Origin of the sequence: Nocardioides sp. (assembly GCF_031397825.1) — a bacterium.
Taxonomy (GTDB): domain Bacteria; phylum Actinomycetota; class Actinomycetes; order Propionibacteriales; family Nocardioidaceae; genus Nocardioides.
Genome location: NZ_JANNML010000097.1, coordinates 1 through 1,806, shown reverse-complemented (window position 1 = coordinate 1,806; position 1,806 = coordinate 1). Strand labels below are relative to the sequence as shown.

The following is a 1,806-nucleotide window of genomic DNA, read 5'->3' as shown; positions in this document are numbered from 1 at the left end:
CTGGCCGCCGTCGCCGTCGTACGCCGCGGGCGGCTGGACCGTGTGGAGCGGATGACGGGAATCGAACCCGCGTAGTCAGTTTGGAAGACTGAAGCTCTACCATTGAGCTACATCCGCGTGGCGCTCGTCGGGCTCCCGGGTGAGCGGGGCCAGGTCGTTGCCGCGGACCATGGTGCCACACCAGCGGCCCCATCCATGACACGACGTGACTCGGTCGCGGCAGGTCGAGAAGCGGCCGTTTCGACAGGCCCAGTCCCGCTGACTAGACTCCCGGGGGTTCCACAACCGGGGCGTAGCGTAGTGGCTAGCGCGCCTGCTTTGGGAGCAGGAGACCGCAGGTTCGAGTCCTGTCGCCCCGACAGCGCGTCCCGTCCGACCAGGCTTTCCCAGGCCGCCCGGACACCAGCACGATCCGCCCGACCAGTCCCGACCTGCCCGACGACTTGCCGTGCAACCAGGTCACCGCACCTGCACGGCCGCATCCGCTGAGAAACCCGAGGAGACACCCCTGTGAAGAGCACCGTCGAGACCCTGAGCCCCACGCGGGCGAAGCTCACCGTCGAGGTGCCTTTCGAGGAGCTGAAGCCCAGCCTCGACAACGCCTACAAGAAGATCGCCTCGCAGATCAACGTGCCCGGCTTCCGCCGCGGCAAGGTGCCGGCACCCATCATCGACCGCCAGGTCGGTCGGGGCGCCGTCCTCGACGAGGCCATCAACGAGGCGCTGCCGGGTCTGTACATCCAGGCGCTCCAGGAGAACGAGCTGGAGCCGCTGGCGCAGCCCGAGATCGACATCACCAAGCTCGAGGACAACGAGACCCTGGAGTTCACCGCCGAGGTCGACGTCAAGCCCGAGATCACCCTGCCGTCCCTGGACGACCTCGAGGTGACCGTCGACGACGTCGCCGTCACGGAGGCGGACGTCGAGGAGCAGGTCGAGGCGCTGCGCGAGCGCTTCGGCACCCTCACCGACGTCGAGCGCGCCGCCGAGGAGGGTGACTTCGTCGTCATCGACCTCAAGGCCAGCAAGGACGGCGAGATCGTCGAGGGCGGCGAGGCCGCCGGCGTGAGCTACCAGGTCGGCAAGGGCGGCATGCTCGACGGGCTCGACGAGGCCCTGCGCGGCATGAGCGCCGGCGACACCGCCACGTTCACCAGCCAGCTCGCCGGGGGAGACCTCGAGGGTGAGGACGTCGAGGTCGAGGTCAGCGTCACCGCGGTCAAGGAGCAGCATCTCCCCGAGCTCGACGACGAGTTCGCGCAGATGGCCTCCGAGTTCGACACCATCGGTGAGCTCACCGACGACGTCCGGGTCCGGCTGGGCAACGGCAAGCGCCTCGAGCAGGCCGCCGCCGCCCGCGACGCCGTGCTGGAGAAGGTGCTCGACCTGACCGAGATCCCCGTCCCCGACTCGCTGGTCGCTGAGGAGCTCGTCGCGCGTCGTCAGGGCATCGAGCAGCAGCTCGCGATGGCCGGCATGACGATGGAGGCCTACCTCGACGCCGAGGAGCAGACCGTCGACGAGTTCGAGGCCGAGCTCGAGAAGCGCGTCCGCGACGCCGTGGCGGCGCAGTTCGTCCTCGACCAGATCGCGGTCAACCAGGAGCTCGGTGTCGAGCAGCAGGAGCTCACCGAGCACATGCTGCGTCGGGCCCAGCAGTCGGGACAGAACCCGCAGGAGTACGTCCAGCACATGGTGGAGCACAACCACCTGCCCGAGCTGGTCTCCGAGGTACGTCGTGGCAAGGCCCTCGCGCTCGTGGTCGAGCAGGCCACCGTCACCGACGAGTCCGGCAACCACGTCGAG

1 protein-coding gene and 2 tRNA genes are annotated in these 1,806 nt (G+C 68.8%); 2 read left to right on the top strand and 1 reads right to left on the bottom strand.

Annotated features, from left to right (window positions below):
* Nucleotides 1-43: 43 nt before the first annotated feature.
* Nucleotides 44-117 (bottom strand) — tRNA-Gly (locus tag RMN98_RS08670).
* A gap of 169 nt (nt 118-286) precedes the next feature.
* Here RMN98_RS08670 and RMN98_RS08665 point away from each other — a divergent pair.
* Together RMN98_RS08665 and tig are read left to right on the top strand one after the other, a co-directional pair.
* Nucleotides 287-359 (top strand) — tRNA-Pro (locus RMN98_RS08665).
* Between the two features lie 151 nt (nt 360-510).
* Nucleotides 511-1,806: trigger factor (gene tig, locus RMN98_RS08660; RefSeq protein ID WP_309648414.1), on the top strand; the 1,296-nt coding region annotated here is incomplete at its 3' end.